The organism is Candidatus Dormiibacterota bacterium (assembly GCA_035635555.1).
Taxonomy (GTDB): Bacteria; Acidobacteriota; Polarisedimenticolia; order Gp22-AA2; family Gp22-AA2; genus Gp22-AA3.
In genome coordinates this window covers 114,338-139,495 of the sequence record DASQAT010000035.1, presented here as the reverse complement: position 1 = coordinate 139,495, position 25,158 = coordinate 114,338, and the positions used below count along the sequence as shown (strand labels likewise).

Below are 25,158 nucleotides of genomic sequence, written 5' to 3'. Positions count from 1 at the left end.
GGGGTGGCGGTCTTATGGACATGTTCTTCCTGTTCGCGGTGATTTTCCTGTGCGTGATGTTCGGTCTGGGTGTCGGAGCCCTGGCGCTGTCGCTCCTGTTCAAGCTGATCCTCAAGATCTCGGCACGAGCATCGTCCGTGGCCGTTGCCGCCGCGACTGCGCCGTCCACCGCGCCGCGCGGATAGTCCCCGCCGTTTCCATTCCGTCATTGCGAATTTGAAAAGGGATGCGGGTCGCCAGTCGACCCGCTAACCGCCCTGGACGGCCGGCACGACCGAGGGTTTGCGCGCCCCCTGTCCCAGAAGGACGTAGAACAGGTTGTCCTGGAAGCCGCGGTTGGCCGGCAGGAGACCGTGGGTCGCGCAGAAGAAGAACGTCGACGCCGTCGATGAGGGGGGCGGCGCCGGGAACAGCCCCACGAGCGAGTCGGCCGTCACGGTTCCGTCGCCGGGGGCCAGCATGAGCCTCTCCAGCTCCCGGGCGTTACGGAACGGTTCCGTCCCGTCGTTGAACAGGATCTCGACTCCCTCCGCAGCCGGGCTCAGGACCACGCGATCGAGCGTCGGAATGCAGTCGGACCCGAACAGATGGATGGGCACCACGGGGGCGTCGCCGGGGGCATCCTTGCGGAGGGCCGCGTGGAAGGCATGGGCGCGGTCGAGCGCGGCCTGCAGGAAGCGCTCCGCATGCGGAGGCGGGGCCTCGCCGCTCTCGGCGCCCCTGCGGCTCCAGATCGCCCAGCGGTTCTCGACCCAGGTCCGCGCGTCATAGAGATCCACCGCCACCTGGTTTCCCTGCATGTCCAGAAAATGCCCGGTCGGGTCGTCCGGCAGGAGCTGGTACACCGACGGCATGCTGAAGATCTCGCGCGGCGACATGGTGCGCGCGAACCCGTTGTTCAGGATCCGGAAGGCCGACATGGTGCCACGGTGCGGCGTGCCGATGGTCACGATCCGGCCGATGTCGGCGGCACCGGCATAGGTGACCGGGGCCGCGCCGGCGTGCTCGAGCACGTCCACCGTGCCGTACTTCAGATAGTACTCCGCCAGGAACCCGCCCATGCTGTGGGCGACGATGTCGAACCGCAGACCGGGGGACCGCAGCCGCGTCTTGATCCTGTGGATCGCCCGTCCCAGGCCGATGGCCGACTCGACGTTGTCGCGCCGCCAGTCGTAGTAATAGATGTACGCCGTGTCGCCTGCCTTCGGGTTGTTGATGTCCCCGAGCTGGTATCCCCCCACCTCCCTCAGGGCCTGCAGGATGGCGCCGTAGAACTTGACGCCGAGCACCGACTCGCAGATCGCGTACGGCACGAGGTCGTCGCGGTTCTCGCTCAACGGCAGGCGATCGATCGGCAGGGCCAGGTCGTCCGGCTTTCCCCGACGGATGGCGTTCACGACGCGGCCCCACACCGATTGCTGCGTATGGACGTTCTTCATCTTGCTGCCGAGGAACCCGTGGATGAGGATGACCGGGTTGCGCGGCAGGGCGGCGGCATCCTGGTGGATGCGCGTCATGTCGTAACGCCGGAAGGTGAGGCAGGCGGACAGGAGCGCGGCCAGGACCGCCGCCAGGAGTGCGGTGGCGGCCCTTGGACACGGGCGTTGTAACGACGGAGTCGACTTCATGACGCTCCTCGCGGTGCGACCGGGACCGGCCTTCGTCAATATAGGTTGCGGCAGGGCGCCCGGCCATCGCGCCGCGTGGAATGCAGGGGCTCGAACTCCGCGCGCTCGCGCGGGGCGTGCGACTAGCGGTCGCTCCCGGACGGAGCAGGGGACTCGAGAGGGTCCTCCAGCGGGGCTTTCCCGGAGTACCGGAGCATCTGGGTGGTGAAGTCGGATGTGTACTCGACGCGCGCGTCCACGACATTTCCCAGGACGTCGCGGACCGGCACCACGTCCGGCATGACGAACGCGACGTAGGACGGGATCGAGGCCCGCTCCGCCCGGGCCACGACTTCGTCGCGCAGGACCGGGTCGAAGCGGACGGCGTAGCGCTCGGTCAGGGCGCGGGCAGCCTCGTAGTCCCCCTCCCCCTTGATGCGCTGCAGGGCTTTCAGGAGATCGGCCACCCCCGCGCGCATCGCGGCCATGTCATTGACTCGGTAGAAGGTCTTGCCGTCGCGCTTCACCGTCTCGACTGCATGCGTGGTCTCGCGTATGTACGAGACGATGAGGTGCGTGGCGCGCATGTGGTCGTCCTCGAGGACGTCCCCCTGGCGGACCCGTCTCAGGTTGTAGAGGTCGTCTGTGACGTAGTCCCTGTAGGCCGCCTCGGCCGCCTCCGGGGAGGGCAGGGCGCCGATCTCGATCAGCTTGGGATCGAAGAAGTTGTAGAGGGCGATGAGCTCCGCACGCGCTTCCTCCAGGGCCGAGTAGTACTCCCGCAGGTGCTCGCGCGGATCCCCCTTCAGCCCCGCGGAGACCTTGCCGGAGGCATGCCCCAGCACCTCGTGCATCGTCGTTTGCAGCAGGTCGACCACGGAGCCGTACTTCATCTCCAGCGCGCGGTCCTCCGGCAGGAAAAACTCCTCGACCACGCGGGCGTGGGAGGCCCGGCTGTGCGCGTCCATCACGTTGACCAGCGACACGCTCTTGTTGCCGTAGCGCTCGCGGATGTCCTCTTCGTTCGGCAGGTTGACGCCGATCGGCGGCATCGGACCGGAGTCGCCCGCGGCGTGGAGGACTTTGACGGCGTTGGCGATCGGGATGTTGAACCCTTTGCGCTTGTAGGCCTCGTCCCACGGTGCCCTGTCCTCGAAGTGCTGGGCCAGGTTGGCGAGGTCCTTCTGCAGGCGGGTGGTCCGGCGGTCGACGAAGTGGACGATCCCCTCGAACGCCCCCTTCTGGCCGCGCGGGTCCTTGTACGTCTCGATGAAACCCAGGATCGCGTCCACCGGCGTCTCGTGCTTCACCCAGGCGATGTTGTAGGCGCGGAACGCCGCGGGGTCGCCGGTCGCGAAGTAGTCGATCAGGTGGCCCAGGATCTCCCCCTGCGCCTCGTCGGCGAAGGGCCGCGCCTTCTCGAGGAAACCGACCATGACCTTCAATTCCTTGGCGTAGCGTCCCGGGGGGATGTCGCCGCGCCCGGCCCGATAGACCTCCTCGATGACCTTGCCGTCCTTCTTCACCAGGCGCGAGTTCAGGGGGTGGGTTTCCTGGAATCCCTTCAGGTCGGCGAGGCTCACGCCGTCCTGGAAGTTGACGCTGCTGCAGGTCAGGATGTCGCCGCCGGGAGGGGGTGACTTGCAGGTGGAGAGCGGGTCGACGCGTGGATCGAAGAGGGCGGGCCGCAGGCGGTCGAGCTTCTGCTGGAGCGTCTCCCGGAACGCCAGCTTGATCTTTGCGCCGGCCCGCTGAGCCTGCCCGGCCGCGGTCTGCAGATCCTCGAAGGTGAATTCCGGGACGAACTTCTGCCGGGTCCGGTCGTTGTGGTTCCCGTTGTTGATCCAGAAGAGCTTGAGGTAGAGCAGGAGCCGCTCGCGGAACTTCGGGTCGATTGCCTGGGGATGGATCAGGATCTCCTCCAGGAGATCCCGGATCTCCAGGACGTCACGCCCCATCTGGTCGTAGAAGATGTCGCGGCCGGCGAGGGCCGCGCGGTACAGGTAGAACGCCAGGGCCCGGTCGTTCTTCGACAGCTCCTCGAATCCGTCCGCGTACACGCGCGACACGGCGTATTCGCCGACGGTCTCGAGGAGATAAGGGCGCGTGTCGGTCGTGCTCGAAGGGGGCATCGATCCCGTCCCGGCGCCGCCGCAGGCGGCCACAAGGAAGGCCAGCGCCAGAGAGCAGGCCTCGAGCCGGGCCATCCTTGGGGTTCGCGGTGTCATGTCCATGCCGCACCGCGGGTCCGCGGCGACGAGAGCCCCGGGCGCAGCGCGTCATTATATATAGGCCGCCCGGTCCGTTGACACACCCCGGGGTGTGAGGTACAGTCCGCCGAAATTCGGAAAGTCCGGAAACCACGCAGTCTCGACGAGAGGAGAGATTCGGCATGGCAACCGAGACCCGGTCGGCCGCCTCCAAAGCGTCCGCGGCGAAGGCTTTCAAGCCGTTCGTGGCGGACGGAGCGAACGTCGCCGAGTTCACCCCGAAGGCGATCCTCCTGGGTGCCTTCTTCGCCGTCCTGTTCGGCGCCGCCACGGTCTATCTGGCGCTCCGGGCGGGAGTGACGGTGAGCGCCTCCATCCCCATCGCGGTCCTGTCGATCGCCGTCTTCAAGAAGATCGGCTCGACCATCCTGGAGAACAACATCGTCCAGACCATCGGCTCGGCCGGCGAGTCGGTCGCCGCCGGCATCGTCTTCACGGTGACCGGCTTCCTGTTCCTGTCGGCCGGAGCCGGCGGGCTGGGCTTCTTCAAATACTGGCCGATCCTCATGATGGCGCTGGCCGGCGGATTCCTCGGCGTCCTGATGATGATCCCGTTGCGCCGTTCGCTCATCGTCCAGGAGCACGGCAACCTGGTGTACCCCGAAGGGACCGCGTGCGCCGAAGTGCTCGTCGCCGGAGAGAAGGGCGGCGAGATGGCGAAGATGGTCTTCGGGGGACTGTGGGCCGCGATGATCTACAAGGCGTTCAACTCGGTCCTCGGTTTCTTCAAGGAGATCCCTTCCTACGTCACCGGCCGGACCTCGCCGTACCCGAACGCGACGGTCAACTGCGAGATCGTCCCGGAGTACCTGGGGGTGGGATACATCATCGGTCCGAAGATCGCCGGGATCATGGTGTCCGGGAGCATCCTGGGATGGATGGGCCTGACGCCGCTCCTGTCGATGTTCGTGAGCGAGGATCAGCTGCACCAGCAGCTCCGCTCGCTGTCGTTCTCGGACGCCTGGATCGCCTCGCACGGCCTCAACGAGCAGTTCTACAGGGCCTACATCCGCCTCATCGGGGCCGGGGCCGTGGCGGCGGCGGGCATGATGTCCCTCGCCCGGACGCTGCCGACGATCTGGGCCTCGTTCCGCGACAGCGTCAAGAGTCTGCGCAAGGGGACGGGGCCGGCCGCCACGCGGCGGACGGAGAGGGACATCCCGATCAATGTGGTGGCGATCGGCTCGCTCTTCCTGGCGCTCGCGATCTCCTTCATGCCGGGCCTCCCCACTCATTTCCCCAGCAGCCTCCTGGTCGCCGTCCTCATCATCTTCTTCGGCTTCTTCTTCGTCACCGTTTCGTCGCGGATCGTCGGAATCATCGGCACGACGAGCAACCCGATCAGCGGCATGACGATCGCCACGATCATGGGGACGTGCATGCTGTTCCTGGCGGTCGGCTGGTCCGGGATCACCTACCAGACCGCGGCGCTGGTCATCGGCGCCATCGTCAGCACCGCGGCGGCGAACGCCGGCGCGACGTCGCAGGATCTCAAGACCGGCTACCTGGTCGGAGCGACGCCCTACCGGCAGCAGATCGGCTTCATCATCGGGGTGTTCGCCTCGGCGTTCGCCATCGGCGTGACGCTGTTCCTGATGCACAACTCGCCCGCGTTCGGCCCGATCGGCTCGGACAAGCTTCCGGCGCCGCAGGGAACCCTGATGGCGACGCTCATCCAGGGGATCCTCGGCCACAAGCTGCAGTGGGGCTTCGTGTTCGTGGGGGCGGCGCTCGCGGTTTCGGTGCAGGTGATGGGGATCTCGGCGCTGGCCTGGGCGGTGGGGGCCTATCTGCCTCTCTCGACCACGATGCCGATCTTCGTCGGCGGCGCGGTGCGGTTCATCGTGGAGAGGATGACCGGACGAGAGGAGTCCGAGTCGGAAGTCTCGTCCGGGATGCTGTACAGCACCGGCCTGGTCGCGGGCGGATCGGTCGCCGGCGTCCTGATCGCGGGCATGTCGATGATCGAATGGAACAATCACCAGACGAATCTTCTCACGTGGATCCAGGACCACAGCGGTCACTTCGCGGATCGCATGAAGGGGTTTGCGGATCCCGTCGCCGTGATCGTCTTCCTCGGCCTCTGCTACCTGCTGTACGTCAAGTCGCGGCAGAAGCTCGCGGGGATCAAGTCCTGATACCCGACCGACTGGACAGCGGCGCGCCGGCGCCGTCGATGGCCTCCGGCGGCGGGCCGACCGGCCTGCGTCGCGAGCTCGGGCTGTGGGATCTCGTCCTCCTCAACGTCGTCGCTATCGTGGGGCTGCGCTGGTGGCTCACATCGGCCAGCGGCTACGGCTACGCCGCCCTTCCGCTGTGGCTGCTCGCCTTCCTGTGCTTCTTCGTTCCCTCCGGCCTGGCGGTCATTCACCTGACCTCGCGCTATCCCGAGGAAGGGGGGATCTACGCCTGGACCAAGCACGCCTTCGGTGACAACCACGGTTTCATCTCCGGCTGGTGCCTGTGGACCAACAACCTGGTCTATTTCCCGCACCTGCTCATCTTCACGGTCGGAAACCTGGTCTTCATGATGGGAGCGAAGCACAAGGGACTGGAGTCGAGCCCGCCGTTCATGGCGGCCGTTTCGCTGGTGATCTTCTGGATCGTCGTGTGGTTCAACGTGATCGGTCTCAGACGCGCCCGCTGGCTCAACAACCTGGGTGCGTACGGCACCTGGCTCCCGGCAACGCTTCTGATCCTGATGGGCGGCTTCGCGCTCGTGCGCTACGGAGCCGCGACTCCGTTCGAGCCGCGGGCCCTCGTCCCCGTATTCAAATTCGCGACGCTGTCGTTCTTCGCGACCATCTGCTTCGGTTTCTCGGGTCTCGATCTGGGGGCGCTGATGGGCGAGGAGATCATCGAGCCGCGCAAGAACGTGCCGCGCGCCATCCTGATCTCGGGAGTCATCATCACCCTGATCTACGTCCTCGGGACGGCGGCGCTTCTCGTCACGCTGCCCCAGGGCAACATCGGACTTCTGGACGGTGTCGCCGCCGCCATCGCTGTGGTGCAGCAGAAAATGGGGTTCGGGTTCCTGGCGGGATTCATGGCTCTTCTGATCGCGCTCGGCGGCGTGGGCGGCTGCAGCGCCTGGCTCGCGGGCTGCTCGCGCATCCCGTTCGTCGCCGGGATCGACCGCTATCTGCCGCGCGCCTTCGGCCGCCTGCACCCCCGGTACGCCACCCCGCACGTTGCGCTTCTGGTGACCGGAGGGATCTCCAGTCTTTTGATCCTGGTCGGCTTCGTCGGCTTCGATGTCGAGCGGGCCTATGTGTTCCTCGCCGATTTCACGATCGTGGTGTACTTCATTCCCTACTGTTATCTGTTCGCCGCCGTCCTGAAGCTGGCCGGACGGGCCGAGACCACGCCCGGGATCATCCCGATTCCCGGCGGCCGCGCCGGAACCCTTCTGGTCGGAATCGTCGGCTTCGCGACCACGGCGGTCGCGATCGTCCTTGCCCTCGTGCCGCCCGGTGAGATGGACTGGTCCGACTGGCTGTTTTACGAGGGGAAGCTCATCGGGGGATGCGCCGTGCTGCTCGGCTTCGGCTGGCTGCTGTACCGGCGCGGACAGCGGGCCTAGAGATCCGCCCCGCATGGGACGTATTAATATGATGCATGCCCCGAAGACGCGGGCCGTGGGGCCTCACTTCCGTTCGGAGTGACCCAGGTCCTTGTCCGGGGCGATCCGGTCGCGGACGATCTGCTTCAGCTCCTTGATCTCGGGGAATCGTCCCTGCGTCTGGCGGGACCAGATCGTCTCCTCCCCGAGTCGCACGTCGAAAACACCCCCCGTCCCGGGCCTCAGCGCCACGGCGCCGATCTCTCCTTCGAAGGTCGTCAGGATCTCCTGCGCGGTCCAGGCGGCGCGCAGGAGCCAGCGGCATTGCGTGCAGTAGACGATCTCGAGGCACGGGCGGCCGATCGCGGCTTGCGAACCGGCCCGCAGCACCGCCTCGACCAGCTGCGGAAACGGGCAGGCCCGGGTGAACTCCTCCAGGGTCATCCACGAGAAGCGGTCGTGCTCCGGGGACAGGACGACGTCCCCGGTCTCCGAGGCGGCCCGGTAGACCACGACGATCATGCCGTCCGTGTTGCGCTTCGCCTGGTACGACGCGATCGGTCGCGGATCGATCGCCGGCTCCAGGCCGCACTCCTCGCGCGTCTCCCGCAGCGCCGCCTGCAGCGGGTCCTCACCCGGCTCGACGCGGCCGGAGAGAGCCTCCCACGCCCCCGCACCGGCGTCCTTGTCCGGGGCGCGCCGCATCGCGAGCACGCGGCCGCCGCGGAACAGCGCGACCACGACCGCCGCGATGAACCGGGTGGGATCGCTCACGATCCGGCGGGGACCGTGGGCGGCCCGCTGCTGTTGGAGATGTCGGCCGCGACCTTCCAGTCACCTCCAATCCTGGTCCAGACCACGACGTACTTCCCCTGCTCCTCCACCCGGCCGTTCGGCCCGTCCAGGCTCATCGTGTACGTGCCGATCTCGTACGCCATGTCGGCCGCGCGGGCCACGCGCACCGTGATCGGTCCGAAGGTCAGCGATAGACCCGGTGACTTGAAAAACTCGGCCCACGCGGAACGGATCGCCGGCTTCCCCGACGAGACCGCGGCGTTCGGGGCCAGGAAGGCGGCGTCGTCCGCATAGGGCGCCAGCGTTCCGTCCAGGTCCTTCGCGACGATCGCCTCTTCCCACCTCCGGTCGAGCGCGCGGATCGCCGTCTCCTCGGAGTGCGGGTCACGGCGCGCCGTAGCACCAGAAGCGAGGGTGCACGAGAGACATGCGAGGACCATGACGAGCGACCTGCTGCCAAGTGACATCGGGACCTCCTTGTGGGCTCGATGTGAGCCGTCCGTTCAGCCGGCCGTCGCGGCACGGCTCGCGCGTGACTTCGCGGTCGCCGGGCGGCGCAGGCGTCCGGGATCGAGCCATCCGAGAATCGGCGTCGTCATGAACGTGGTGACGAGGGCCATGATGACCATCATCGAGAACAGTGTCGGCGAAATCACCCGCACGTCGAGGCCGACGTTCAGGATCACCAGCTCCATCAGGCCCCGCGTGTTCATCAGGACGCCCAGGGCCGCGGCCTCGCGCCAGGGCAGGCCGGTCAGCCGGGAGGCGAGCACGGCGCCGCCGAACTTGCCGGCCACGGCCACCAGGATGATCAGCAGGCAGACGAGCCACAGCCAGGGATGGTCGAGCAGCCGCACGCTCGTGCGCAACCCGGTCTGGGCGAAGAACAGCGGCAGGAGCAGGATGACGGCCCCTTCCAGGCTCTCCGCCAGGGCGCGCGCCAGACGCCGGTCCCGGGGCAGGATGCATCCCATCAGGAACGCCCCGAACACGGAGTGGAGCCCCAGACGCTCCGTGACCCACGCCGACGCGAACGCCAGGAGAACCAGGGTCGCGAGGCGGTCGTGCGTCAGGGCGGTGCGTTCGCGCTCGATCCACCGGAGTCGCCTGAGCAGCGGACGCGCCACGGCGAGCATGAGCAGGACGAAGACGAGAACGCCACCCAGGGTCCACCCGAGCGGAACGCCCGCCTGCGGAGCCCGGACCAGGAGGACGACACCTGCGAGGAGACACCAGGCCGCGGCGTCGTCGACCGCCGCGCACGCGATCGCCACGGTTCCGAGCCTCGTGCCGAGCAGGTTTGACTCGGCCAGGATGCGGGCCAGTACCGGAAAGGCGGTCACGCTCATCGCCGTGCCGACGAACAGGGCGAAATGAAGGACCGGAACGCCCGCGGGGGAGAGATCGCGATGCAGGACGAGCGCGAGAAGCGCACCGAGCAGGAACGGGACCGCGATCCCGGCATTGCTCACGAACAGCGCCGTCCGACCGCGCCGGCGCAGCTCGCCGAGATTCAGCTCGGCCCCGATCAGGAACATGAACAGGATGAGACCGATCTGGCTGAGGGAATTCAGGTGGTCCAGGCTCCCCGCCGGGAACAGGGACGCCGAAACGCCAGGGAGGATGAGCCCGAGAAGGGACGGACCCAGCAGGAGCCCGGCGGCCATCTCACCGACGACCCTCGGCTGTCCGATCCGCGCGAACAGGAAGCCGACGACGCGCGTCGCCAGGATGACGACGACGATCTGGGCCAGAAGGAGAGGCAGGTGCGTCACGGCGCGGCAGCCCCTCCTCAGGGGATCTCGATCGTCCCTTCGGTCACGAGCACGGAGGAGCCGCCGACCCGGATCTCCGTGATTGCTCCCGCGTTCTTCTCCACCTCGATCTCGAGCAGGCTCGGCCGCCCCATTTCGAATCCCTGCTCGACCACGTAACGCAGAGTCCCGGCGCTCCGCGGGTCGCGGACTCCGAGGTAGCCGCCCAGGGCCGTCGCGGCGCTGCCGGTCGCCGGGTCCTCGGCGACGCCGACCGCGGGGCCGAACATGCGGGCGCGCAGGTCGTGCCCCGGGATCTCGGGATCGAACGCGAAGATGTACGGGTGCGGGGACCAGTACCGCGCCAGCACCTTGTCCCACACGTCGAGCCTCAGGCGCGCCCGGCGCACGGCGTCGCGGCTTACGAGCGGGATGAACAGGTACGGCAGACCGCACGACACGCCCTGCGGTCCGTTCGGCTCGTCCAGAAGGTCGGCGATGTCGAGCGACAGCATGGCGGCCAGGTCGGCGCGCGCCGGCGCCGGCGGGCCGAACTCGGGCGGACGCGGCGCCGTCAGCTGCGCGAACACCGGTCGCCTTCCCTCGGCGCGGATGCGCACGGCGACCGGTCCCACCCCCTCCTCGAGCACGATACGGGTCCACTCCTCCTCGAGCCTGAGATCCCCGATCGAGCCCAGGACGAACGCCGTGCCGATCGTCGGATGACCCGCGAACGGCAGCTCGGTTCCGGGCGTGAAGATGCGCAGCCGGCGCGCGTGCGCCGGAGACTCCGGCGGCAGCACGAACACGGTCTCCGAGAAGTTGAACTCGCGCGCCGTGCTCTGCATCTGCGTGGTTGTCAGCCCCCTGCCGTCAGGAAAGACGGCGAGCTGGTTCCCCCCGAAGATGCGATCGGTGAAGACGTCGGCGGTCAGGAAGCGATGGCGCATGGTGTCCCGGGCCGTGCAGATTAGCGCCCCGCCGCCGGATCCGTCAAGCTCAGGCCGCACCTGGACGATGCTCCTGGAGGGGCGCTACACTCGCAAATAGGGCGTGGTCAGTTGCGGTCGTGCTCCGGCCGGGACAGGTCCGACTCGCAGTACTCCTGGACCTGGCCGAAGATCTGACGGCAGAAGGGATCGTTGAACCCGGCGGCGCCGCACTTCTTGATCTGCCAGGTCGCGCTGGCCATCACCTGCCTGCGCTTCGGGACGTCGTCGCAGAATCCGTCCGTCTGCTCGCTGGACGAGAGGCACCCCTTCAGGAAAAGGTTCTGGGCGATCGCCTGCGCGAGCCCGCCGGCCTTCTTGTGTCGGGCCAGGGCCTCGTCCAGGCACCCCTGGTCGTCCGTCTCCTCGCCGAACTGCGCCCCCTCGGTCTGCGCCTGCCGGGCCGACTCCATGAACTCGTGCCCGTGCTTCGAGTACCAGTAGTAGCCCGCCACCCCGGCGACGATCAGCACGACGACGATCAACACCCCCACCACCAGGAGCGCCTTGAGGAAGCTCGCCACGCCTCTCCTCCGGTCGATCAGTCGCCCCGCGGTGGCCGCAGGCTGACGAGAGTGGCTCCCCAGCCGCCGGCGTCCTCGGACGCCGTGCTGAAGGCGGCCACCTCCTCGAGCCTCGCGAGCAGCGCGTGCACCGTCCGCCTCAGGGCCCCCGTTCCCTTGCCGTGGATGATGCGGACCTGCAGGATGCCGCGCTCCCGGCAGGCGGCCAGGTAGTCCGGCACGAGTGTCTTGATCTCGCGCGGCGCGAAGGTGTGCAGGTCGAGCGTTCCGTCGATCGGCAGCGCGACGGGGGCGTTGTCCATCGCGCGTAACACTAGCACCGTCGGACGAGCGCTGTCATCCCGCCGGTCCGCCGGCGGCCGGCCTCTGCTATTCTTGGGCGCTTCCCGGTGGAGAGACGATGCGCATCGACCTGTTCCGGATGGAACGGACGCAGTGCCTGTACGAGAACGAGGTCGAGTACAACCTGTCGGAGAGCGGTGTCCTGCCGCTGCGCCTGGAGGATCTGCTGGAGGGATCGCCCGAGCCGGAATGGCTTCTGAAGGCGCGTCTCGGATATCCGCCCTCGCGGGGCTCGGAGACGCTGCGCGATCGGATCGCGCTGTTCTACGGCGGGGCGGCGACGCGCGCCCACGTGATGGTCACGAACGGCGGGTCGGAGGCGAACTACGTCGCCCTCTGGGGCCTGCTCGAGCCGACCGACCGCGCCGCCATCATGATCCCCAATTACCTGCAGGGCTGGGGGCTGGCGCGGGCCTACGCCTCGCGCGCCGACCCGTTCCGCCTGGTCGAGAGACGGGACGACCGGGGCAGACGCTGGGCTCTCGACGTCGAGGGGCTCGAGCGCGCGGTGACGCGGCGGACGAAGGTGATCCTGGTCACGAACCCGAACAATCCGACCGGGGGAATCCTGAGCGAGGACGAGATGGATGCCGTCGTGCGCGCAGCGCGCAGGAGCGGCGCCTGGATCATCGCCGACGAGGTGTACCGCGGCGCCGAGCTGTCGGGCGCGACCTCCCCGACGTTCTGGGGGCGCCACGACAGGGTGCTCGTCACCGGCTCGCTGTCCAAGGCGTTCGGGCTCCCCGGGTTGCGGACCGGCTGGATCGTCGGTCCGCCGAAGACGGTCGAGCGCCTGTGTTCCTACCACGACTATCTGACTCTCACGCCCACGTATCTCTCGAACCGCTTCGCCGAGATCGTGATGGAGCCTTCCCGGCGCGAAGCGATTCTCGAGCGCACGCGCGGCATCCTCCGGGCGAACCTGCCGCGGCTCGAGCGCTGGATGGGCGCGCACGGCGACGTTCTCGACTGCATCCCTCCGCTGGCCGGCGCCATCCTCCTCCTGCGCTACGACCTTCCGATAGGCTCGGTGGCCCTGTTCGACAGGCTGCGGCGGGAGCAATCGGTCCTCATCACCCCCGGAGCGCATTTCGGGATCGGCCACTACATCCGGGTCGGCTACGGCGATGACGCCGGCCGCCTGGAGCGGGGGCTGGCGCGCATCGACACGACCCTCGCGGAGCTGCGGCGACGGATCACGGTTTCTCGCCGCCGGGCGCCGCGGCGGCGGCCCCGGCAGGCGGCCGCCGAATGAAGGGTCGGCGCGGCCGTCCCCTCGCGGGCCTCGTCGCGGCGATGATCCTCCTGAGCGTCGCTTCCTCCCTCCGGGCCGCCCCGGCCGGCCGCGCGGCGGCCTCTTCGGGCGAGCGCGCCGGCCGGCGCCTCCGGACTCGCAACGTCATCCTGGTCACGCTGGACGGTCTGCGCATCCAGGAGATGTTCGCCGGGATGGACGAGGTCATCTCGCAGAAGGAGAAGCGCTCGGGGATCTACGACCTCGAGCGGGCGCGCGCGCGCTACTGGCGCGACACTCCGGAACAGAGACGCCTGGCGCTGTGGCCCTTCTTCTGGGGGTCGCTCGCGGGACAGGGGGTCGTGCTCGGCGACAAGGGGAAGGGGAGCAGCGTGCAGCCCCGGAACCCGCACCTGTTCTCCGCCCCGGGATACGCGGAGATCCTGACCGGGCAGTACCAGCCGGACGTGGTGAGCAACGACGTGAAGCGTTACGCCCACCCGACCGTGCTCGAGTTCGTCCGCCGCGAGCTCGGCCTCGGCAGCGCACAGGTCGCCACCTTCGGGTCCTGGGACGGGTTCGCCGCGCTGTCGTCGAGCGAGGACAAGGCGTTCTTCACCAACGCCGGGTACGAGAGAGTGCCGCCCGAGATCGCCAACGCGCGCATGGCGTATCTCTCTGATCTGCAGTTCGAGATCATGGCGCTCTGGGAGGTCGGCCGGAGCGACGCCGTGACGTTCCATCTCGCGCTCGAATACTTGAAGACGCAGCGCCCCCGGCTCCTTTATATCGCCCTGGATGAATCGGACGACTGGGCGCACGCGCGGCGTTACGATCGACTTCTGGACTACATCCAGGTGGTGGACGGGTATCTGAAGACGCTGTGGCAGACGGTGCAGTCTCTCGACACGTACCGCGGCAGGACGACCCTCGTCCTCACCACCGACCATGGGCGCGGCGTCACCCCCGCCGACTGGGTCGACCACGATGAGGGGATCGCGGGCTCCGAGGACATCTGGATCGCGGTCATCGGCCCCGATACCCCGGATGTCGGCGAACTCGCCCCCTACCCGACCGTGCACCAGGCGGACCTCGCCGCGACAGTTCTGAAATTCTTCGATCTCGACCCGGTGAGGTTCAACCCCGCCGCGGGACCGCCGATACCGGCGGCGTTTGCGGACCCGGACGCGACGCGCTGACCGGACGTGCGGGTCCGATGAAACGCCGGCGGGGGTGTGTTGCGGGATCCGGCACCCCGCATCGGAATCCGCGGCGCCTACCCCGAATCCCGTTGATCCTCGCGTGGCATGGGGGTATAAGGCTGGTACGAATCGACGGTACCACCCTGACCGACAACGTCAGGCACTTTTCGGCCGAACCGGGGGGAGCGGCCGAGATCGGCGAACCTCCCGGACAGTCCCTAGAGGAAAACGATGCGCAGGCGACGCGCCGGCCCGTCCGGTGCTGCTCCGCACCCCGCCTCACCCGAATCCCGTTCTGGAGGATCCATTGTGCGTCCTCGACCCGCCGTACGCTGTAGCCGCCTCTTATCCTGGAACTTCACCGCCGGGGCCGGCGCCGCCAGGTGTCTTGCAATCGCGGCGATCCTCTGGGCGCCGACGCCCGACGCGACGCACTGGAATACCTACCGGGGCTGGATGACACGAAAGGTTCTCGGCACCACCTCCTGCCTCGCGGCGGCCCTCTTCGCGTGGGCCGCCGTTCAGGCGGGGGATACCGCGGGGACGGCCGCCGGGGCCGCCGGGACGGAAGACTCCAACGGGTCTTCGCGCACCGTCCAGGCCGGAGGGGAGGCCGTCCCCGCGGCGCCGGCCGAGCGGCATTCGCCGCGCAAGGGGTATCCCTCGCTCGGTCCGGCCGACGCGAAGAACACGCTGGTGTTCTTCACGGACTATCAGTGCCCGGTCTGCCCGCGCGCCGCGCGCGAGCTCGATCGACTCGTGGCCGACTTCAACGGGGAGCTGCGAGTCGAGCTGCATCACAATCCGCTGGCGATGCACACGCACGCCTATGACGCGGCGGTCGCAGCCAAGGCGGCGCAGCGACAGGGGAAATTCTGGGAGTACCACGAGGCGCTTCTCAAAGCCAGGAGCTTCGATCGGGAGGCGCTCACCGGTCTCGCGGCGGACCTGGGTCTCGACCGCGACGCGTTCGCGCGCGACCTCGACGACCCGAAGGTGAAGCTGCAGGTGACGGCCGAGGCGAAGGAGGCGCTCGACGCCAACGCCCTCGGCACGCCGGGCTTCCTGATCAACGGCCACGTGGAGGTCGGCTGGGCCTCTCTCCCGTGGATCGAGCAGATGATCCGCGCGCACGCGCGCTGAGGCGCCGGGGGTCGTCTACGACTTCTTCGGGCGGATCGCGGGCTTGCGCGGTGCTATGGTGCAGACCGTGAGCTCGTTCCTGACCTTCACCTTGACCAGCCGCTTCGCCAGCTCCTTCGCCTTCTTCGCCTGATCGCGCGATTCCACGCAGCCGCGGAGCGTCACGACACACTCGGTCGTCGTGACGTCGATGCGGAACTGGCCGATCTCCCGGTCCGCGGACAGGCGCGCCTGCACGATCCGCGTGATGGCCGCGTCCTTGCAGGGCGTCTCGGCCGCCGGCGCAGGCCCCGTCGCCTGGATCATGACGAGCGCTGCGGCCGCGAGCGCGAAGAGAACGCGGGACGGACGGATCTCCATCAGTCCTCCTCGCGGCGGGCGACGCGCGTCTTGGTCAGGATCAGGAGAGCCGGCAGCGTCGTCAGGGCGGTGACGAGGCAGGTGACCGATCCGATGGCCGCGACGATCCCCATGGAGCGCAACCCCGGGTAGTTGCAGAAGCCGATGGTGCCGAAGCCGGCGACGTTCGTCAAGGCGGCCATCACGACCGCCTTGCCGGTCTCCATGAGCCCCCCGAAATTGCTCAGACCCTCCTGCGAGATGCGGTGGATGATGTGGATGCCGTAGTCGATTCCGACGCCGAGGATCATGGTGGTCACGAAGGCGTTGACGAAGTTCATCTTGATCCCGAGAAGACACATGCAGCCCAGCATCCAGACGACGCCGAGGAGAAGCTGGATGTTGGCGAGCGTGGTCAGCCACAGACTCCGGAAGTCGAGCCACAGGAGGATGGTGACGATGATCAGCCCGAGGTAGACGGCGCGCCAGGCGTCGCGTCCGAAGATCCGTTTCATCTCCGCGCTGGCGATGTTCACCCCGGTGATCTCGATCCCCTGCGCGGGGTGATCGAGGGCGTCGACGAGCGCCGGGGGCGCCGTGCGCTTCGACTCGGCGTTGGCGGGGAAGAGGTAGGTCACCGACTTGTACGTGCCGTCCTCATCCTTCTTGATATAGCGCGAGATGAAGCGCTCCAGCCCGGCCTCCTCGAGGTCGTCGATCACGACCGGGCGCTCGGGCCGCAGGATCGCCGGCAGCGCCTTGAGATACGGGTCGTAGGTCTCCTCCCGGAAGCCGTTCTCGCGCAGCGCGGTCCGGAAGGTCCGGGAGATGCGCGCGATGTCGAAGGCGCCGTCCTGCCCGGCGCGCAGCGCCTGGATGACCTGCTCCTGGTCCTGGCGCGGCGGCAGGTAGTTGAAGATCGACTCGTAGCCGCGCAGCGTGCCGTCCTTAACGAACCGCTCGAGGAGGCCGTTCGCCTGGCGGTTCCTGTCCATGACCGTGTCGAGGTCCCTGCCCCGGCAGATCACCATCATCGGGGTGAACGAGGCCTCGAACTTCCTGGCGATGACCTCCTGCATCAGGATGCCGCGGTTGTTCGGCGAGCGCAATTCGCGCACGTCGCTCGTGAACTCCACGTTCCAGGCGTAGTACCCCAGGCCGAGCGTCAGCAGGACCGAGCCGGTGAGGACCGGCCCCGGATGCCGTGTCGACCAGGCCATGACCTCCTCGATGCCGAACGAGTGCAGGTAGAGCTTCTTCGTGATGTCGGTCTTGCGTGCGCGCCCCTCGTTCCAGGCGATCATCGCCGGCAGCAGGAAGAGGATGGCGACGAGACAGAACAGGATCCCCGTTCCCACCAGGAACCCGAAGTCGCGGAGCCCCTTGTACTCGGTGATGCACATGGCATAGAAGGTGCCTGCCGAGGTGATGGCGCCGGTGAACACGCCGAACGCCGAGACGCCCATCATCAGACGCAGAGCTTCGGGCAGGCTCCTGCCGCGCGTGCGTTCCTCGACGTAGCGCGCGTACATGACGATGGTGAAATCCGTGCCCAGTCCCATGAGCATCGCCGAGAAGCCTGTGGTCGCCGAGTTCAGGTTGCGCAGGAACAGGTAGGCGGCCGCCAGCGTGAGGAACTGCCCGACCATCAGCGGTACGGAGGAGTAGAGGATCGCCCCGAAGCGGCGGTAGCAGAAGTAGTACAGCGCCAGGATCACCAGGAACGACACCGTCCCGTTCCACAGCATGTCGTTCATGATCAGAGTGCTGTCCTCGAGCGCGATGATGTAGCCGCCGCCGAGCGACACCTCCGGCGCGCGCGGGCCTCCCGGGGTCGCGCCCGCGGCCGGCGCCTCCGGCCGGCGGATCTCCTCGCGCGCCTGCTCCTTCAGGTCGGTCTCGAACCGGGTGGAGACCTCGGCGATCGCCGCATGGACCTCGTCCGCCAGCCTCTTGTCGAACGGGACGTCCTGGGCCGGTCGTCTCGGCTTGGCGATGATCAGGAGCGCCGTGCCGTCCTTCGAGAGGTAGTAGCCGCTCGACAGGTCGACCTTGAGCGGCCCCTTGCTGCGCAGCACCTCCTTGAACACCAGGGACGACACCTGGAACGGGTCCTGCTCGAGAAGCTGCTTCACCAGGAACGACGACGGCCCGGTGAGCTGGCGGTAGTTCTCCCGCACCTGCTCGTGGATGGCGCGGTCGCTGAACCGGGCGGCGAGATCGGGCAGCTTCGACGGCGGCAGGAACAGGATCTGGTTGGTCCGGAAGAAAGAGAAGAACGGGCCGCGCGTGTCGATCTTGTGCTCGACGTACTGGATCGACGGGACCGACTGCAGGCGGGCCGCCAGGGCGTCGGCGTAGTCCTGCAGCTCCTCGACGGTCTGCCCCGGGCGAGCCTCGGCCAGGACAAGCAGGTAATCGAGACTGCCGAAGTCCCGGAGCGCCTCGCGAAACGTGTTGATGACTCGGTTGTCGCGCGGCACCAGGTTCAGGACGTCGCCGTCGAGCGCCAGGTGCGTCCCCAGATAGGCCGACGCCAGCACCAGAACGACCGTGACACCGAAGACGAGGCGGTAGTTGAGACGCGCGAACTCCTCGATCCGGAGGAACAGCCCCTGCTTGAGGCCGCCGGGTCGCGGCATCAGAGCTCCCGCCGTCCTTCGAGCGCCTTGCCGACCGTGACTTCGTCGGCGTACTCCAGCTCGCTGCCGACCGGCAGCCCGAGCGCGATGCGCGTCACGCGCACGCCCAGCGGCTTGAGCAGGCGCGACAGGTAGACGGCGGTGGTCTCCCCCTCCACGTTCGGGTTGGTGGCCAGGATGACTTCCTTGACCGAGCCGTCACGCAGGCGCGCGACCAGGGGTCCGATCTTCAGGTCGTCGGGTCCGAGGCCGCGCAAGGGGGCGATCGACCCGTGCAGCACGTGGTACAGGCCGCGGAAGCCGGATCTCTCGATGGCCATCAGATTGTGCGCCTCCTCCACCACGCACACCTGCGCGCGGTCGCGGTCGGGGTCGCCGCACACCAGGCAGGGGTCGGTGTCGGTGATGTTGAAGCAGACGGAGCAGAGACGCAGGGCGTCCTTGACTTCGAGGAGGGCGGCCGCCAAGGCCTGGGCGTCCTCCCGGCTGGCGCGCAGGACGTGGAAGGAGAGTCGCTGGGCCGACTTGGCGCCGATGCCAGGGAGCTTCCGGAACGCCTCGATCAGCCGCTCGAGCGGCGCGGCGAGCCGCATCAACTCACAGCCCGGGCACGCGCAGGGCGCCGACTTTTTCGGCCATCGCCTCTTCGATCTTGCGCCGGGCCTCGTTGACCGCCGCCCGGACCAGGTCCTCGAGCATCTCGACGTCCTGGGACTTCACGACCTCCGGCGCGATGCGGATCGACAGGAGCTCGTGCGTGCCGCCCATCGTGACCGTCACCATGCCCCCGCCCGCCGAGGCCTCGACCTTCATCTCGGCGATCTCCTTCTGGAGCTTCTCCTGCATCTTCTGCGCCTGTTTCATCAACGCCTTGATGTCCATGACCTCTCCGTCCCGCTTAGACCGGGTCGACGTCCACGATCCGGCCGCCGAATGTGTCCAGGAGCGAGCGCACCATGGGGGCACGCTCCGCCTCCCTGCGCAGGCGCTCCTTGCGCGTCTCCTCCGACTCCCCCTGGGCGGCGGCCCGCCCCGCGACCACGCCGGGCGTCGCGACCGTCACTTTGATCGCCAGGTCGCGCCCGGCGACATCGCGGGCCACCCGTCTCAGATATTCGAGGTTCTCCCGGGCCTCGATCTTCTCCCGGAAGACGAGGTGCTTCTCGCCGAAGGCGATCTCCAGCGCCGCGTCCTCGATCTCGATCCAGGAGGCCGCCTCGAGGAACCCGCCCAGAGCACCGCGCTCCTCGTGCACCCTCTTGAGGAAGGCCTCGACGACCGCCTGGTCGCGCGTCCCGGCCCGCGCCGAGGCGCCTCCTCCGCCGGACGGAGCGCCCGACGCGGGCTCCGTCCCGGGATCGGAGGGGGACGGTCCGGCAGGGCGCTTCGGGGTCGCCCCCTCCGCCTCGCCCGGCGGACGCCCGGACGCGGTGCTGTCCACCCGCGCCACGAGCTCCTCGATCGGTCGCAGGTCCGCGAGACGCGCCAGCTTGATCGCCAGCGCCTCCAGCAGGAAGCGCGGGTGCGAGGAGTTCTTGACCCGCTGCTCCTCGCGCGTCATCAGCTCGAGAATCCTCAGGAGCTCGTCCTCGGCGAACTTCGCGGAGCGCTCGCGCAGGGCCTTGACCTCGTCCGCCCCCCCGGCGATGTGCCGCGCCGGGTCCGCGAGGACGCTGACCAGCAGGAGATCCCGCCCGTAGGCCATCAGGTCCTCCAGGAACAGCGCCGGCTGGTACCCCTTCTCGAAGACCGTCTCGACGATCTCGACGAGGCGGGCGTAGTCGCGCCCCCGCACCGCGTCGTAGAAGTCCAGGATGAGATCGCGGTCGATGACCCCGAGGATGGTGCGGGCCGTCTCTTCGGTCACGTTGGCGCCGGAGAAGGCGATCACCTGGTCCAGAGCGCTCTGCGCGTCGCGCAGCGACCCTTCCGCCATCCGGCTGATCAGATCGACGACCGCCTGCGGCACCTGCACCTTCTCCCCTGTGGCCATGTGCCCGAGATGCGCCGCCATCTCCGCCTGCGGGATCTTCTTGAACTCGAAGTGCTGGCAGCGCGACAGGATCGTGAGCGGCAGCTTCCGGTAGTCGGTCGTCGCGAACAGGAAGACGACGTGCGGCGGCGGCTCCTCGAGGGTCTTGAGGAGCGCGTTCCACGCCTCATTGGTGAGCATGTGCACTTCGTCGATGATGTAGACCTTGGAGCGGTCACGCGCCGGGGCGTAGCGCACCGTCTCCCGCAGCTCCCGCACCGCGTCGATGCCGCGGTTGCTGGCGCCGTCGATCTCCAGGACGTCCATCGAGCGCGTCTCGGCGATCTCCAGGCAGGAAGAGCAGGCGTTGCACGGGACCGGGGTCGGCCCCTTGACGCAGTTGAGCGACTTGGCCATGAGACGCGCCACGGTCGTCTTGCCGACGCCGCGCAATCCCGAGAAGAGGTAGGCGTGGTGGATGCGCCGGTTGGCGACGGCGTTCTGCAGGGTGGTCACGATCGGCTTCTGGCCGACGACCTCCTCGAACGTCTGCGGCCGGTACTTGCGGGCGAGGACCTGGTAGCTCACGGGGGGACCTGATCGATCACGGGAAGATCGGGCGCTTCAAGGGGTGCGCGGCCTTCCCTTGGAATGAGGCCGGCCTGAGAGCCGGTTCAAGTGGACCCGCGGCGCCTGCGAGGTCCTCCTGACGGCTGCTCCCTTCCGGGCCTGACCGGGTTCGGCGGTTCGCATCGCGCGGGGCTCGAACCGGCCGTCACGCCGGCCTGCCGCGCAGCACCGCGTCCGTGGTTCGTGGCCGTGACGACGCGATGCTAATGCATCGCCTGCGGGCTGTCAACGCGACCTCCCGCCCTCGTGCGGGGAGCGGCCGCCCGCCTGGCCCGCGCGGCACGGGTCCGGGCACGCTCTCGCGTGCCCTCCCCTCGGCTTCGCCCTGCGCCGCCCACCGCGGTGGGAAGCGCGCGGCGGGACCCCGGCGCAGGGTCGAAGACGGCCGCGCGGGCCAGGCGGGCGGCCGCTCCCCGCCGGGCCGCGGAGGCGAGGACAGACCCGACAAGACTCCGTGGGGGCGTGCAACGGCCTGGAGTTGATGCTACATTGCGTGCGGGGATGGCTGAGGACCTGATGTCGAATCTTCCATTACTGACTACTCTCACGCTCGGGTTTGTCCTGGGACTGCGGCATGCGCTGGATGCCGACCACATCGCTGCGGTGGCGGCGCTGACGGAATCGAGGGGCGGGCTGCGCCGCGCCCTCGCCAACGGGATGTCCTGGGGGATGGGGCACGCGCTGACGATCGGGCTGGCCGGCGGGACGGCGATCCTCCTGCGATCCGCCTTCCCCGAGCGACTGGCGCTGGTGTTCGAGTTCGCCGCGGCCCTGATGCTGATCGTCCTGGGCGTCGTGGCGATGCGCGGAGCCCTGCGCGACCGGCTGCACGTCCACCGGCACCGGCACGACGACGTGACCCACGCCCATCTGCATTTCCACGCGGTCCGCCACGAGGCGGGGTTGGAGGCCCTGCACCATCACCCTCACCCGGTCCGCCTGGCCCTGAGGCCGTTCCTGGTGGGAACCGTGCACGGGCTGGCGGGCAGCGCCGCCCTCGCCATCCTGGTGCTTGCGACCATGCCCACGGTCCTGGCGGGCTGCGTCTACCTTCTGGTGTTCGGCATGGGCACGATGGTCGGGATGGCGCTGATGAGTCTCGCGCTCTCAGCGCCGTTCGTTCTAGCCGAGCGCCGCGCCGCCGGGCTGTCGCGTGCGCTGCGCGGCGCCGCGGGCTTCGGGAGCCTGGCGGTCGGTCTTCTGCTCGCCTGGGAGACGGGTCTCGCCTCCGGCCTGTTCCTGTAGGCGCCGGCCCGGGCCGCCCCGGGCGACCGCCCCCTCCTCGTCGTCGATGTTTCCGTCCAGGTTGTAGATCGCCCGCGCGATCTTCCAGGAGCGGTCCGGCTGTCTCTGCAGGATCCAGAGGTACTTGACGTCCGCGTGCCGGTCGTCCCCCTTGCCGTCGGGGAGAGTGACCTTCACCAGGATCCGCTCGAAGGCCCAGTCGCCGGCGACGCGGGTCTCGACGGGAGACAGCTCGATGGCGGAGGGGTTCTGGTCGAAGAACTCCTCGTAGTGCTCGCGGATCGCCTGCCTGCCGCTGAGGCTCGGCTCGTCCATCGGCATGAGGACGGCGTCCTCGGTGAACAGAGCCACCAGCCGGTCGGCGTCCGAGTCGTTGTGGGCCGCGACGTATTGCTGGTGGACGCGGCTGATCGCCGCCAGATCTTCGGCGCTGGCCCCCAGCGCCACCGCGTCCGGCGGCGCCGTCTCGCTGCCGTGCGAGGTGCAGGCGAGCAGGCCCGCGGCGGCGAGGCCGGAGGCGAGCAGTCGGAGCGAGGGACGCGGGACGAGGGATGTGATCATGAGTACTCCGGCGGGCGCAGCGGCACGGGAGAGCCCAGGTCGCTGACCTCGAGAAGGTGAAGGACGATGCGGGCCGACAGACCCCAGAGAGTTTCCCCTTCGTGCAGGAAATAATAGATCCGAAGGCGCCTGTCGCCGCGCGGCTCCTCACGCCAGGTCCAGCGATCGGTCTGCATCAGGTCGTGGATCGGGATGTCGAAGATGCGCGCCACCTCGGCGGCGAGCGCCCGGAGCGGCGGGACGCGCCGCAGCACCCCGACGACCGGGGTGACGGCGACCGTGTCGGTGCGCGTGGGGAAGTCGTCCAGGAGCCCCAGCACCTCGACCGCTCCCTTCGGCAGACCGACCTCCTCCTCGGCCTCGCGCAGGGCCGTGTTCACCGGGTCCTCGTCGCCGGGCTCCACCAGGCCGCCGGGGAACGCCACCTGGCCGGCGTGCGTCGGCAGGTCCTCGGTGCGGCGCGTCAGGAGCAGGCGCAGCGGTCCGCCGTCGTCGACGATCGGCACCAGGACCGCGGCACGCTGCGGGCGGCCGAGCGCGCGCCGCGGGCGCCGCGGCAGGCGCTCGCGGAGCGACGGGATCAGGAGGTCCGGAGCGGCGCTCATCGCGGCAGATCCCTGGAGACGAAGTGGCTCACGACGGGCGGCCCCGGCCCGAGATGATAGAGGCGGGCGCGGTCCTCGACCTCCCGGTCGGCGACCGTGACGCGCTCGTGCTGGCGCAGGTGCTCGATCCAGGACTCGACGAGGAACGATTCGACGTAGCGCCCCGGGTCGGCCGGGTCGCTCAGCAGGTCCCAGCGGAACGCGCCGTCGCGCAGCCGGATGCGCCTCACGTCCCGCATGGCCCGGGAAAAATCCTCGGCGCGATCGGGATCGACGCGGTACTCGACGGTGATCAGGACCGGACCGTGATCGGCGTCCGGTTCTCCCACGACCACGCGGGCCGGCCAGTGCCGCGACGGCGCGAGGTCGGGCGCCTCGCCGCGCCGCAGCCGGAAGCGGACGGTGGCGGGCACGCCGAGGATCGTCATGGCGCCGGCCAGGACGAGCGCCGCGCGCAGTCCGAGGTGCGTCGCCACCGCGCCCCACAGGGCGCTGCCGCCGGCCATCCCGCCGAAGAACACCAGGAGATACACGGCCAGCCCGCGCCCGCGGACCCAGGGCGCCAGCGACGCCTGCGCGCTCGTGTGGAAGGTCGTCAGGAGGGCGATCCAGGCGGCCCCGCCGAGCGTCATCAACAGGCAGACCAGGGCGTAGCTTTCCGCGAAGGCCAGCCCCCCGAGTATGAGGCCGAACAGAAGACTCGCCGCCTGGGCCAGCCTGTCGAACGACAGGGCCTGCCGCAGCCGCGGAAGAAGGAGCGCCCCCGCGACGGCCCCGAGGCCGAAGCAGCCGAGCACCAGTCCGTAGGCCGTCGGACCGCATCCGAGCTGAAAGCGCAGCAGCACCGGGAGGAGCGCGAACATCGAGATGCCGCACACGATGAAGGCGCTCGAACGCAGGAGAACGGCGTGCAGGTCGGGCGCGTGCCGCGCGTAGCGCATCCCGGCGAGCAGCGCACCGAGGAGAGTCTCCGCCGGCAGCAGACTCTGGCGCGGCGGTCTCTTCCAGCGGAACAGGACGACGACGACCCCGAGGAACGACACCGCGTTCAGGAGGAACGTGGCGCCGGGCCCGGCGGCGGCGAGGATCAGCCCCGCGACCGCCGGCCCGACGGCGCGCGCCAGGTTGACCGAGATGCCGTTGAGCGCGAGCGCCGACGGCAGATCGCGGCGGCCGACCAGCTCCGGGATGATCGCCTGCCAGGCCGGGGCGTTCAGGGCGTTGCCGGTCCCGACGAGGAAGGTGAACAGCAGGAGCACCCAGGCCTTCGCGAGGCCCAGGACCGTCAGAGCGCCGAGAGCGGCGCTGGCGAGGAGCATCCAGCTCTGCGTCACGATCAGGAGCCGCCGTCGATCGACCACGTCCGCCAGCGCCCCCGCCACGAGCGCCAGGAGGAAGACCGGCAGCGTGGTCGCCGCCTGGATCAGGGCGATCAGGATCGGAGATGTGGTGAGAGAGGTCATCAGCCAGGTCGCGCCGACGTCCTGCATCCAGGTCCCCACGTTCGACGCCAGGGCGGCGAGCCACAGGGCGCGGAACAGCGGCTGCCTCAGCGGCTCCCAGACGGGTGAAGCGGCCAGGGCCGGGCCGGCAGCGGGTGCCTCGGTAGGAACGGGCTGTGCGTGCGGCTTGGTCATCGTGCCCCCAGGACCGATCCTTCCCCGACCCCATGATAGACCCGCCGGGCCGCCGCCGAGTTTACGAGGAGGACACTTCCATGGTAGATCTCCATCCGAATCAGG

Annotated in this window: 22 protein-coding genes, 1 other RNA gene and 2 pseudogenes; 7 read left to right on the top strand and 18 right to left on the bottom strand. The window is 68.8% G+C overall.

The window, feature by feature from the left end; all coding sequences use genetic code 11:
• Positions 1 to 14 precede the first annotated feature (14 nt).
• Positions 15 to 185 (top strand): hypothetical protein, encoded by a 171-nt coding sequence (locus tag VEW47_09275; protein ID HYS05367.1) that lies wholly within the window; start codon positions 15 to 17, stop codon positions 183 to 185.
• Between the two features lie 63 nt (positions 186 to 248).
• Here VEW47_09275 and VEW47_09270 read toward each other — a convergent pair whose 3' ends face one another.
• Together VEW47_09270 and VEW47_09265 are read right to left on the bottom strand one after the other, a co-directional pair.
• Entirely contained in the window at positions 249 to 1,628 is a 1,380-nt protein-coding gene (locus VEW47_09270) for a hypothetical protein (protein ID HYS05366.1), read from the bottom strand.
• A 122-nt stretch (positions 1,629 to 1,750) separates the two neighbouring features.
• Positions 1,751 to 3,835: a peptidase M49 gene (locus VEW47_09265; protein ID HYS05365.1), complete on the bottom strand. Its 2,085-nt coding sequence runs from the start codon at positions 3,833 to 3,835 to the stop codon at positions 1,751 to 1,753.
• A 164-nt stretch (positions 3,836 to 3,999) separates the two neighbouring features.
• On the opposite strand from VEW47_09265, the gene VEW47_09260 reads away from it, so the two are divergent.
• Both VEW47_09260 and VEW47_09255 read left to right on the top strand, forming a co-directional pair.
• Positions 4,000 to 6,015, top strand: a complete 2,016-nt coding sequence (locus VEW47_09260; GenBank protein HYS05364.1) for an oligopeptide transporter, OPT family — start codon at positions 4,000 to 4,002, stop codon at positions 6,013 to 6,015.
• 38 nt (positions 6,016 to 6,053) lie between these two features.
• Positions 6,054 to 7,460 (top strand): APC family permease, encoded by a 1,407-nt coding sequence (locus VEW47_09255; GenBank protein ID HYS05363.1) that lies wholly within the window; start codon positions 6,054 to 6,056, stop codon positions 7,458 to 7,460.
• Positions 7,461 to 7,523: 63 nt separating this feature from the next.
• Here VEW47_09255 and VEW47_09250 read toward each other — a convergent pair whose 3' ends face one another.
• The 7 genes and pseudogenes from VEW47_09250 to VEW47_09220 all read right to left on the bottom strand — a co-directional run bounded on the left by VEW47_09250 (position 7,524) and on the right by VEW47_09220 (position 11,803).
• Positions 7,524 to 7,802, bottom strand: a complete 279-nt coding sequence (locus VEW47_09250; GenBank protein ID HYS05362.1) for a SelT/SelW/SelH family protein — start codon at positions 7,800 to 7,802, stop codon at positions 7,524 to 7,526.
• Positions 7,803 to 7,877: 75 nt separating this feature from the next.
• A pseudogene (locus VEW47_09245) lies at positions 7,878 to 8,180 on the bottom strand (NUDIX domain-containing protein).
• Between the two features lie 29 nt (positions 8,181 to 8,209).
• Positions 8,210 to 8,701 (bottom strand): SgcJ/EcaC family oxidoreductase, encoded by a 492-nt coding sequence (locus VEW47_09240; protein HYS05361.1) that lies wholly within the window; start codon positions 8,699 to 8,701, stop codon positions 8,210 to 8,212.
• 36 nt (positions 8,702 to 8,737) lie between these two features.
• The gene (locus VEW47_09235; protein HYS05360.1) at positions 8,738 to 10,009 is read right to left on the bottom strand and encodes a cation:proton antiporter; all 1,272 of its coding nucleotides are present in this window, start codon (positions 10,007 to 10,009) and stop codon (positions 8,738 to 8,740) included.
• Between the two features lie 17 nt (positions 10,010 to 10,026).
• The gene (locus VEW47_09230; protein ID HYS05359.1) at positions 10,027 to 10,998 is read right to left on the bottom strand and encodes a PhzF family phenazine biosynthesis protein; all 972 of its coding nucleotides are present in this window, start codon (positions 10,996 to 10,998) and stop codon (positions 10,027 to 10,029) included.
• 47 nt (positions 10,999 to 11,045) lie between these two features.
• A complete protein-coding gene (locus tag VEW47_09225; GenBank protein HYS05358.1) occupies positions 11,046 to 11,501 on the bottom strand; it encodes a hypothetical protein in 456 nt (151 codons plus the stop codon).
• Between the two features lie 17 nt (positions 11,502 to 11,518).
• Entirely contained in the window at positions 11,519 to 11,803 is a 285-nt protein-coding gene (locus tag VEW47_09220; protein ID HYS05357.1) for a Smr/MutS family protein, read from the bottom strand.
• 98 nt (positions 11,804 to 11,901) lie between these two features.
• Between VEW47_09220 and VEW47_09215 the strand changes: the two genes are divergently transcribed.
• From VEW47_09215 to VEW47_09205, 3 genes are all read left to right on the top strand, one after another.
• A complete protein-coding gene (locus VEW47_09215; protein HYS05356.1) occupies positions 11,902 to 13,098 on the top strand; it encodes an aminotransferase class I/II-fold pyridoxal phosphate-dependent enzyme in 1,197 nt (398 codons plus the stop codon).
• Positions 13,095 to 14,276, top strand: a complete 1,182-nt coding sequence (locus VEW47_09210; GenBank protein HYS05355.1) for an AP protein — start codon at positions 13,095 to 13,097, stop codon at positions 14,274 to 14,276. Before VEW47_09215 ends, VEW47_09210 begins: the two co-directional genes overlap by 4 nt.
• Positions 14,277 to 14,735: 459 nt before the next feature.
• Complete coding sequence (locus VEW47_09205) at positions 14,736 to 15,422, top strand: thioredoxin domain-containing protein (GenBank protein ID HYS05354.1); 687 nt, start codon at positions 14,736 to 14,738, stop codon at positions 15,420 to 15,422.
• Positions 15,423 to 15,437: 15 nt separating this feature from the next.
• Here VEW47_09205 and VEW47_09200 read toward each other — a convergent pair whose 3' ends face one another.
• From VEW47_09200 to ffs, 6 genes are all read right to left on the bottom strand, one after another.
• Positions 15,438 to 15,782, bottom strand: a complete 345-nt coding sequence (locus VEW47_09200; protein ID HYS05353.1) for a BON domain-containing protein — start codon at positions 15,780 to 15,782, stop codon at positions 15,438 to 15,440.
• Entirely contained in the window at positions 15,782 to 18,403 is a 2,622-nt protein-coding gene (locus VEW47_09195) for an MMPL family transporter (GenBank protein ID HYS05352.1), read from the bottom strand. Before VEW47_09195 ends, VEW47_09200 begins: the two co-directional genes overlap by 1 nt.
• On the bottom strand, positions 18,403 to 18,999 hold the full coding sequence (recR, locus tag VEW47_09190; GenBank protein ID HYS05351.1) for a recombination mediator RecR: 597 nt from the start codon (positions 18,997 to 18,999) through the stop codon (positions 18,403 to 18,405). Before recR ends, VEW47_09195 begins: the two co-directional genes overlap by 1 nt.
• Position 19,000: 1 nt before the next feature.
• Positions 19,001 to 19,285 (bottom strand): YbaB/EbfC family nucleoid-associated protein, encoded by a 285-nt coding sequence (locus VEW47_09185; protein HYS05350.1) that lies wholly within the window; start codon positions 19,283 to 19,285, stop codon positions 19,001 to 19,003.
• A gap of 16 nt (positions 19,286 to 19,301) precedes the next feature.
• Complete coding sequence (dnaX, locus tag VEW47_09180) at positions 19,302 to 20,963, bottom strand: DNA polymerase III subunit gamma/tau (GenBank protein HYS05349.1); 1,662 nt, start codon at positions 20,961 to 20,963, stop codon at positions 19,302 to 19,304.
• A gap of 81 nt (positions 20,964 to 21,044) precedes the next feature.
• Positions 21,045 to 21,144, bottom strand: an RNA gene (gene ffs / locus VEW47_09175) — signal recognition particle sRNA small type.
• A 362-nt stretch (positions 21,145 to 21,506) separates the two neighbouring features.
• Between ffs and VEW47_09170 the strand changes: the two are divergent.
• Positions 21,507 to 22,106: pseudogene (locus VEW47_09170) on the top strand (urease accessory protein).
• 21 nt (positions 22,107 to 22,127) lie between these two features.
• Here the strand turns inward: VEW47_09170 and VEW47_09165 are convergent.
• The 3 genes from VEW47_09165 to VEW47_09155 are packed head-to-tail and all read right to left on the bottom strand — an operon-like array spanning position 22,128 to position 25,053.
• Entirely contained in the window at positions 22,128 to 22,811 is a 684-nt protein-coding gene (locus tag VEW47_09165) for an SgcJ/EcaC family oxidoreductase (protein HYS05348.1), read from the bottom strand.
• Positions 22,808 to 23,416: a CoA pyrophosphatase gene (locus VEW47_09160; GenBank protein HYS05347.1), complete on the bottom strand. Its 609-nt coding sequence runs from the start codon at positions 23,414 to 23,416 to the stop codon at positions 22,808 to 22,810. Before VEW47_09160 ends, VEW47_09165 begins: the two co-directional genes overlap by 4 nt.
• Complete coding sequence (locus VEW47_09155; GenBank protein ID HYS05346.1) at positions 23,413 to 25,053, bottom strand: MFS transporter; 1,641 nt, start codon at positions 25,051 to 25,053, stop codon at positions 23,413 to 23,415. Before VEW47_09155 ends, VEW47_09160 begins: the two co-directional genes overlap by 4 nt.
• Positions 25,054 to 25,158 lie beyond the last annotated feature (105 nt).

Excerpts from the sequence above, each read along its gene's own strand:
- VEW47_09200 (HYS05353.1), bottom strand. The coding sequence starts at position 15,782 with ATGGAGATCCGTCCGTCCCGCGTTCTCTTCGCGCTCGCGGCCGCAGCG.
- VEW47_09255 (HYS05363.1), top strand. The coding sequence starts at position 6,054 with ATGGCCTCCGGCGGCGGGCCGACCGGCCTGCGTCGCGAGCTCGGGCTG.
- VEW47_09270 (HYS05366.1), bottom strand. The coding sequence starts at position 1,628 with ATGAAGTCGACTCCGTCGTTACAACGCCCGTGTCCAAGGGCCGCCACC.
- VEW47_09165 (HYS05348.1), bottom strand. The coding sequence starts at position 22,811 with ATGATCACATCCCTCGTCCCGCGTCCCTCGCTCCGACTGCTCGCCTCC.
- VEW47_09160 (HYS05347.1), bottom strand. The coding sequence starts at position 23,416 with ATGAGCGCCGCTCCGGACCTCCTGATCCCGTCGCTCCGCGAGCGCCTG.
- VEW47_09185 (HYS05350.1), bottom strand. The coding sequence starts at position 19,285 with ATGGACATCAAGGCGTTGATGAAACAGGCGCAGAAGATGCAGGAGAAG.
- VEW47_09265 (HYS05365.1), bottom strand. The coding sequence starts at position 3,835 with ATGACACCGCGAACCCCAAGGATGGCCCGGCTCGAGGCCTGCTCTCTG.
- VEW47_09215 (HYS05356.1), top strand. The coding sequence starts at position 11,902 with ATGCGCATCGACCTGTTCCGGATGGAACGGACGCAGTGCCTGTACGAG.
- VEW47_09155 (HYS05346.1), bottom strand. The coding sequence starts at position 25,053 with ATGACCAAGCCGCACGCACAGCCCGTTCCTACCGAGGCACCCGCTGCC.
- VEW47_09195 (HYS05352.1), bottom strand. The coding sequence starts at position 18,403 with ATGCCGCGACCCGGCGGCCTCAAGCAGGGGCTGTTCCTCCGGATCGAG.
- VEW47_09240 (HYS05361.1), bottom strand. The coding sequence starts at position 8,701 with ATGTCACTTGGCAGCAGGTCGCTCGTCATGGTCCTCGCATGTCTCTCG.
- VEW47_09260 (HYS05364.1), top strand. The coding sequence starts at position 4,000 with ATGGCAACCGAGACCCGGTCGGCCGCCTCCAAAGCGTCCGCGGCGAAG.
- VEW47_09220 (HYS05357.1), bottom strand. The coding sequence starts at position 11,803 with ATGGACAACGCCCCCGTCGCGCTGCCGATCGACGGAACGCTCGACCTG.
- VEW47_09205 (HYS05354.1), top strand. The coding sequence starts at position 14,736 with ATGACACGAAAGGTTCTCGGCACCACCTCCTGCCTCGCGGCGGCCCTC.
- VEW47_09275 (HYS05367.1), top strand. The coding sequence starts at position 15 with ATGGACATGTTCTTCCTGTTCGCGGTGATTTTCCTGTGCGTGATGTTC.
- VEW47_09210 (HYS05355.1), top strand. The coding sequence starts at position 13,095 with ATGAAGGGTCGGCGCGGCCGTCCCCTCGCGGGCCTCGTCGCGGCGATG.